We start from the raw sequence: 6,930 nt of genomic DNA on the forward strand, positions 1-6,930 counted from the left end.
CAAAATATACAAAAAAAGACAATTTCATTTCGAAAATTGCCTATATACAATAAAAAGCCCATGTCCTTACGAAAAGGTATAGGCTTTTGTCAACAATCTGAAGCGTGAACTATTCACGCTTTTTACTTACAATCGTCCCCCTTGCAGTCAATACATGAGCGCACGCATTTACTACCCTTTAATTTTTTAAAACTCTCTTCACTAATTGTATGTTCCATACGACAAGCTTCTTCTTCTGCAAGAACAGGTTCTACACCAGCATGAAGCAATTGATTCTTAAAATAAATATGCCTTTCATACACTTGACTCGCCTGTTTTTGTCCTTGTTCTGTAAAGAATAAATATCCTGTTTTATCCGTATAAATCAATTCTTTTTCTTTTAAGTCTTTCAAAGCATGTGAAACACTCGGCTTAGAAAAACCTAGAGCTGCCGCCACATCAATAGCACGAACATTCTCTTGTTGAGACTTTAATACATATATTGTTTCTAAATAATCTTCCTGAGATTGTGTTAGCTGCATTTCTATTCCTCCGGTTAGTTTTAACTTACCATAAAAGTATAACAAAATTTCACATAAGATTCAAAACTTTTGCACAAAAAATAAAGTTAAGATACACTAGTAAAGTAAATTTACGCAAAAGGAGAACAAAAAATGTTTAAATGTAATAAATTATTAGGCGTATCTCTAGCAGCCGTTATGAGCATTTCAGCCACTGCCACGAACGTATTCGCAATCGATACATCTGTTATAGATGAAAAATGGGGTAAACCAACCGTTGTATATGGTGGTGGTTTAAGTGAAGATCAAATCCAAAGTACACGTGAATTATTTGATATTGAAGATACAAATAACGTCTACGAAACAAGTGTTGATGCCAACGACTTATACAACTATTTAGGAATTGCTGGTGGAGATACATCCAGTTTAATTTCAAGTGTTATGGTTCAAAAACAAGATTCTGGTACAGGTGTAAAAGTAAAGATCATCACACAAAGCAATATCACAAAGATCACATCCAACCAATATGCCAACGCCGCAATTACAGCAGGTGTCAGTGATGTTGAAATCGATGTTGCTTCCGTTTCAAAAGTAACCGGAGAATCTGCTTTAACTGGTGTTTACAAAGCGTTAGAAGCTAACGGAGAAACACTAGATCCAGATCGTACACAAGTTGCACAAGATGAGCTTGAAACAACAAACGAAATTGCTCAAAATAATGCGGACGATTCTAATTTTGACTCTGCCCGCTTAGATCAGGCTTTAGTAGAAATCAAACAAGAGCTTGCCCAAATCAAACAGAACCAAGGTAGTGCTGCAACTACCGAACAAGTTGAACAAGTCGTACAGGATGCTTTGAAGAAATTTAATTTAAGTGACATCATCTCTCAAGACGATATTGATAAATTGATTGCATTCGCCAAGAAATATCAAAACACTTCAGCTATTGACTCACAAGAAGTATTAAATCAATTAAACAAATTGTCTGGCAGTTTAAAAAATCAATTATCTGGATTATTCAACAAAGCCCAATCTGAAGGATGGTTTGACAAGATTATTAACTTCATTAAAAGTCTCTTTAACTAAAATAAGGAAGTCTTAAGCGACTTCCTTTTCATTTGCCATACGATATATTTCAAGCATATCCATTTCATCCAACTCTTTAAATTTTCCAATTGTGCGCGTATGCTCAAAGCTGCATTTGTATGTTAATTCATACAATTCCGGTTCTGTACACTTACGTTTTAACAATCCTTGAATACTTGTCGGCATGCCGATACTTCTAAAGAATTCTTCCATCTTTTCAATAGTATTCAAAGCGCAAGATAATGTATCCGAATCATCCAAGCCAAACACACGATGTCCAAGCTTGGCAAATCGCGTTGGATTTTCCATATATACATGATTTGCCCAACTATCCCAAATGGCCGCAAGACCTGCACCATGTGCTACATTAAACATTCCACTTAATTCATGTTCCAATTGATGGCAAGCCCAATCTCCTAAAGAGCGATCTCCAGTCATGTCATTGTGTGAAACACTACCTGCCCACATAATTTCAGAGCGTGCCTGCTCGTTAGAAGGATCTTCTAAAAGAATTTTTGCGTTTTTTATGACAGTACGGACTAAACTTTCTGCCATTTGATCTACCAAATCCAATGTTTGGTATGGCGTAAAATATCGTTCCAATGTATGCATAATAATATCCGTACACCCACACATTGTTTGATATCGAGATACAGTATATGTTAATTCTGGATTTAAAATAGAAAATTTAAAATATCCATAATCACTGCTTAAACCACGTTTCAGATTACCATCTTCATTTGTGATTACGCTTGAATTGCTCATTTCACTGCCTGTTGCGGATAGTGTTAAGATACACCCCATAGGTAAAGCACCCTTCACCTTTTTCTTTTTTGCGTAATAATCCCAGACAGCACCCTCATTATAAACGCCATACGCAATGCCTTTGCTTGAGTCTAAAACGCTTCCTCCACCAACAGCAAGAATAAAGTCAACTCCTTCTTCTTTACAAATTTGAATTCCTTCGTTCACCTTTGAAAGTAGTGGATTGGCAACAACACCTCCACACAAACAATAGGCAATATTTTCTTCATCAAGTGCCTTTTTCACTCGATCCAAAAGACCGGATTGAATGGCACTTTTCCCTCCATAATGAATCAATACTTTCTTCGGATGATATTCTTGTAAAATCTTTCCAACCCTTTGTTCCTCATCTTTACCAAAATACACTTTTGTTGGTGCATAAAACTTAAATTTTTCCATGTTTACCCCTTTTAAATCTTTTTCATTGAAACAGCTTCAATCAACAAGCTAAGACCAGCCACAACCAAATAGGTCGCAATAATATAATTAATGACTAAAGCACTTTGGAATGGCATTACCAAAAAAATAATACCTAACAACAGATTGACCCAACCTGTCAAACTTAAATATTTCGTATCGATCACTCTAAAGAAACTAAGTCTAGACCCCCAAGTAATCTTTTGAATACCATTAACCAATAGCACAAATGCAAACAAGAATGTCAATGTACTTACAGTAATTGTAACTGGCATCGTGCATAATAAACAACCTAGCAAAATATTTAAGATACCACTGGCTAGCCACATTGCATCTCTAAAGAAGAAGGTTGTTGTGATATATGAATAAATTTCACATGCACCCCAAACAATCAAGCCAATGGCTGCGATAATTTGAATCGTTGTGAATACCTTTTCTGGAAACGCAAAACATAAAATACCAATAAGAATCAATACTATACTTAATATTATACTCATTCTTTTAGCCTTTTTATACCTTTCATTCCATTGTGTTGTGAATTCATCAATATAATCATAATCAGAATCAAACCATTTCATAAGTAACATCTCCTTTATGATTTCAGTATAACACTATTTTTAGCACTTTCAACGTCGTAGTGCTAGACACATTTCAAATTCTGTCTATTATTGTAAATTTATGTCATCAATGATAAACTTTTACTTGTCGAAAAAAAGGAGATTTTAAATGTTTAAAAAATACCTGATTGTGTTTTTTGTATCTATGGTACCCCTTATTGAACTTCGTGGAGCCATCCCAATCGCAGCCGGAATGGGATTACCATTTATACAATATTATATAATTGCGATTATTGGAAATATGATTCCTGTTCCCTTCATCTATTTCTTTGCCAGAAAGATTCTTGTCTGGGGAGCTGACAAGCCAGTTGTCGGAAATTTCTTTACGTGGTGTCTAGAAAAAGGTGAAAAAGGTGGTAAAAAATTACAAGCCACTGCAGGAAAAGGATTGTTTGTAGCCCTATTATTATTTGTGGGTATTCCATTACCAGGAACAGGAGCCTGGACTGGTACACTTGCCGCTAGTATCTTAGATATGAATTTCAAATCGAGTGTACTAGCCGTTATGTTAGGTGTCATTTTAGCTGGTATCATCATGGCTCTTGCGAGTATGGGATTGTTTGGAGCACTTGGAGCACTATTCTAATAGTGCTTTTTCTTTTATCTAAAAGAAAAAAGGTTTGAAAAAAAATCAAACCTTACTTAAACATATTGTGCCTGAAAAAATAAACAGTCGCAATTACACAAGCTAAAATAGCTACAAAACTTGGAAACCATACAAATGGGAATGGCAACTGTACGTTCATCCCATAGAATCCAAAAATAATATTTGGGATAGCCATAACAATTGTGATTACAGTCAATTTATTCATGACAATGTTCATATTATTAGAAATAATACTCGCAAACGTATCCATCGTACCTGCCATTGTGTTTGAGTAAATGTTACACATCTCGATGGCCTGATGGATTTCAATCATTACGTCTTCCAACAAATCTTCATCCTCTTCATATAATTGAATCTGTTTCCCACGCATAATCTTACTTAATGTAACCTCATCTGATTTTAAAGATGTTGAAAAGTAAACCAATGACTTTTCTAAGCCTAACATTTCAATCAATTCATCATTTTCTACAGACTGATGCAAACGCGTTTCTGTTCGACTTGATAAGCGGTCAATTTGGCGTAAACAAATCAAGAAACGTTGTGAAATACGCAATGCCAAAAGTAAGAAAAATCTTGTTTTTAAACGTGTATCCATACCTTTTATTCTACCTTGTGACATTTCTAAAATACTCCAGTTTTCATATAAACTGATTGTCACAACATACCCCTTTAAAATCACAATACCAATTGGCAATGTAGAATAGGTTGAATCAATTGAATCATCATCTTCATTTTCTGCACTTGGGTAGTCAAAGATAATCAACACTTGTCTAAAATCATCATCATAATCAATATGTGAACTTTCTTCTTCATCCAACGAAGATTTTACAAATTCAGGTAAGATTCCTATTTGTTCAATCAAAAAATTTCTTTCTTCTTCCGTAGGTGCAACCGCATTGATCCAGCATCCTGGTTCTGGTTCTGCAATTCTGCGTGTTCCATCTTCAAACGTTTTATAAAATTCTAACACAATTTGTCCTCCTTATATCTTAAACGAAGACAAATCTCATGTCTCCGAACGTATTTGTTTTTTCATAATTATAATAACTCGGGTCTGGAGACATGTTTTCACCTACTTTCATACATTAATTATTGTATCATATCCATGTCAAAATCTCGTGAATTTTCACAAAAAAATGACTAGTATAAACTAGTCATAAGGTTTGTATTCAACTGTTTCTTTGTCAAAATCAATAAATAACTGGAATGCATTACGATTTTCATCTTCATCCCAAATTTCCACAAACTTAGGAGTCACTTCAATTAAGATTTCTGTATCAATGTGTGAATATGCATTATAGCTTTGCCACAAAAATTCTTTATATTTCTTTTCAAAAATACGTCCTGGCTCATCAACAACCAAACCTAAGTTTTTAGCTGTTCCCTCTACTTGCACTCCATTAAAGCACATAGCTACTTTATCATTTTTGAACAATTGTTGTGTTTTTCTAAAGTTTTTGTCTGTCTTAAAATAAATCTTGTCATTGTAGAAAACGCAACTTACATTTCTTACCATAGGATAATCATCCACACAGCTAGCCAAAGCCATGATTTTATAATCCCCTAATTTTTCATCCATAATTTTTTTTGCTTCTAAAAGTTCCATGTTTTTCCTAACCTTTCATAACTAATATTAAAACTGCAATTGATACAATAATAAATGCACTGACAATTCCCACATCTTTTGTAAGTCCTTCACTTGTATTAGACTGTGGAACAAACTGCGTGCTTCTCAGTGCATTTACAAGTGGTTTGTAGATCAACATTGCACAGGCTGCATTTAATGTACATTTAATAATATTGAATGGAACAATACCTGGAAGTAACATACCGACCACTGCACTTCTTGGCATTTGATAATAAATTGGTGTAATAATGTAGTTCCATAATGTCATACTCAATGTGCAGCATACAGTTCCTAATACCAAGCCGATGATAGCTCCTTTTTTAGAGTGTTTATACTTATAGATGCAGGCTGCAACACATGCGAATGTACAAGTTGAAATCACATTCATCAAAACATCTAATAAATTTCCTCCACGGAATACGATTTCTAAAAACGAACACAATAGACTCATAATAAAAGATGTCATAGGACCATAAATAAATCCTGCAATCACAATAATGATATCTTTTGGATCGTAGCTTAGAAAAGATACGGCTGGTACAATTGGAAATTGTATCAATAAGTTTAAAACCATTGCCATCGCACTTAAGATCGCAATCGTTGTTAGTTTCTTTGTTGAACTCATAAATCATCATCCCTTCATATATCAACTAAAAAAACGTGCCTAAAGAAAATCCCCTAGGCGCGTTTAAATATACAAAAGAATATATAAAAACATCTTCTTCCATCCAGACTATACTGTCGCCACTGGAATTGCACCAGTTCATGCATAATGCTCGCGGGGTTTACCGCCGATAGGGAATTTCACCCAACCCTGAAGATTTAATTTATGCAAATTCAGTATACACTTGTTTCAAGTAAAAAAAAAGAGCAAATTAAATTGCTCTTTGTAGTATCCTTAAATCATAAGCCATGTTCTGTTCCACTTGCGTGGTGACAGTCATTTATCTATAGCATAAAGCTATCCAGCCTTCCTTTCGTTTCATTCCAGCCGGTTCCCCTACCAAATTTGGGTTTCTCGCTTGTGGGGTTTACCCGTTCCACCCTATACGTTTCCATATAGATTCGTCTCTGTGGCACTTTTAAAGTTTGTTTACATAGTTTCCCTTAGCAAACAAAACAGCCGTCAAGCAATAACTTGCCTAGACTTATTTATTCATCTAACACAAACACTACAATCATCACAGATTGTGCGAGCATGGACTTTCCTCTAACTATCTAAGTAGCCAGCGACTGCCGATTTAATTCACTATTCTTCGCTTTGATTAAATA

8 protein-coding genes, 1 other RNA gene and 1 riboswitch are annotated in these 6,930 nt (G+C 34.8%); of the genes, 2 read left to right on the forward strand and 7 right to left on the reverse strand.

From position 1 onward, the window contains the following. Positions 1-122: 122 nt before the first annotated feature. Entirely contained in the window at positions 123-521 is a 399-nt protein-coding gene (locus ACZQCL_RS00485; RefSeq protein WP_117571092.1) for a metal-dependent transcriptional regulator, read from the reverse strand. 132 nt (positions 522-653) lie between these two features. Between ACZQCL_RS00485 and ACZQCL_RS00490 the strand changes: the two genes are divergently transcribed. Then, positions 654-1,586 (forward strand): DUF1002 domain-containing protein, encoded by a 933-nt coding sequence (locus ACZQCL_RS00490; RefSeq protein ID WP_118116727.1) that lies wholly within the window; start codon positions 654-656, stop codon positions 1,584-1,586. Between the two features lie 12 nt (positions 1,587-1,598). On the opposite strand, the gene ACZQCL_RS00495 is transcribed toward ACZQCL_RS00490, so the two are convergent. Beyond that, positions 1,599-2,789 carry an iron-containing alcohol dehydrogenase gene (locus ACZQCL_RS00495; protein WP_117571090.1) on the reverse strand — a complete coding sequence of 397 codons (1,191 nt, stop codon included), beginning with the start codon at positions 2,787-2,789 and terminating at the stop codon, positions 1,599-1,601. Positions 2,790-2,800: 11 nt separating this feature from the next. Further along, on the reverse strand, positions 2,801-3,385 hold the full coding sequence (locus ACZQCL_RS00500; protein WP_158551029.1) for an HdeD family acid-resistance protein: 585 nt from the start codon (positions 3,383-3,385) through the stop codon (positions 2,801-2,803). A 148-nt stretch (positions 3,386-3,533) separates the two neighbouring features. On the opposite strand from ACZQCL_RS00500, the gene ACZQCL_RS00505 reads away from it, so the two are divergent. After that, positions 3,534-4,010 (forward strand): COG2426 family protein, encoded by a 477-nt coding sequence (locus ACZQCL_RS00505; RefSeq protein ID WP_154556507.1) that lies wholly within the window; start codon positions 3,534-3,536, stop codon positions 4,008-4,010. A gap of 52 nt (positions 4,011-4,062) precedes the next feature. Here ACZQCL_RS00505 and ACZQCL_RS00510 read toward each other — a convergent pair whose 3' ends face one another. The 4 genes from ACZQCL_RS00510 to rnpB all read right to left on the reverse strand — a co-directional run bounded on the left by ACZQCL_RS00510 (position 4,063) and on the right by rnpB (position 6,903). After that, positions 4,063-5,001 (reverse strand): magnesium transporter CorA family protein, encoded by a 939-nt coding sequence (locus ACZQCL_RS00510; protein ID WP_270491652.1) that lies wholly within the window; start codon positions 4,999-5,001, stop codon positions 4,063-4,065. Between the two features lie 180 nt (positions 5,002-5,181). Further along, on the reverse strand, positions 5,182-5,637 hold the full coding sequence (locus ACZQCL_RS00515; RefSeq protein ID WP_117571086.1) for a pyridoxamine 5'-phosphate oxidase family protein: 456 nt from the start codon (positions 5,635-5,637) through the stop codon (positions 5,182-5,184). A gap of 7 nt (positions 5,638-5,644) precedes the next feature. After that, complete coding sequence (locus ACZQCL_RS00520) at positions 5,645-6,283, reverse strand: ECF transporter S component (protein ID WP_270490934.1); 639 nt, start codon at positions 6,281-6,283, stop codon at positions 5,645-5,647. 87 nt (positions 6,284-6,370) lie between these two features. Beyond that, positions 6,371-6,484: riboswitch (FMN riboswitch) on the reverse strand. 75 nt (positions 6,485-6,559) lie between these two features. After that, positions 6,560-6,903: RNase P RNA component class B (rnpB, locus tag ACZQCL_RS00525), an RNA gene on the reverse strand. Positions 6,904-6,930: the final 27 nt, after the last annotated feature.

Source organism: Holdemanella sp. (assembly GCF_056804935.1).

Coding starts and splice junctions, on each gene's coding strand:
- ACZQCL_RS00485 (WP_117571092.1), bottom strand. CDS start 521: ATGCAGCTAACACAATCTCAGGAAGATTATTTAGAAACAATATATGTA.
- ACZQCL_RS00490 (WP_118116727.1), top strand. CDS start 654: ATGTTTAAATGTAATAAATTATTAGGCGTATCTCTAGCAGCCGTTATG.
- ACZQCL_RS00495 (WP_117571090.1), bottom strand. CDS start 2,789: ATGGAAAAATTTAAGTTTTATGCACCAACAAAAGTGTATTTTGGTAAA.
- ACZQCL_RS00500 (WP_158551029.1), bottom strand. CDS start 3,385: ATGAAATGGTTTGATTCTGATTATGATTATATTGATGAATTCACAACA.
- ACZQCL_RS00505 (WP_154556507.1), top strand. CDS start 3,534: ATGTTTAAAAAATACCTGATTGTGTTTTTTGTATCTATGGTACCCCTT.
- ACZQCL_RS00515 (WP_117571086.1), bottom strand. CDS start 5,637: ATGGAACTTTTAGAAGCAAAAAAAATTATGGATGAAAAATTAGGGGAT.
- ACZQCL_RS00520 (WP_270490934.1), bottom strand. CDS start 6,283: ATGAGTTCAACAAAGAAACTAACAACGATTGCGATCTTAAGTGCGATG.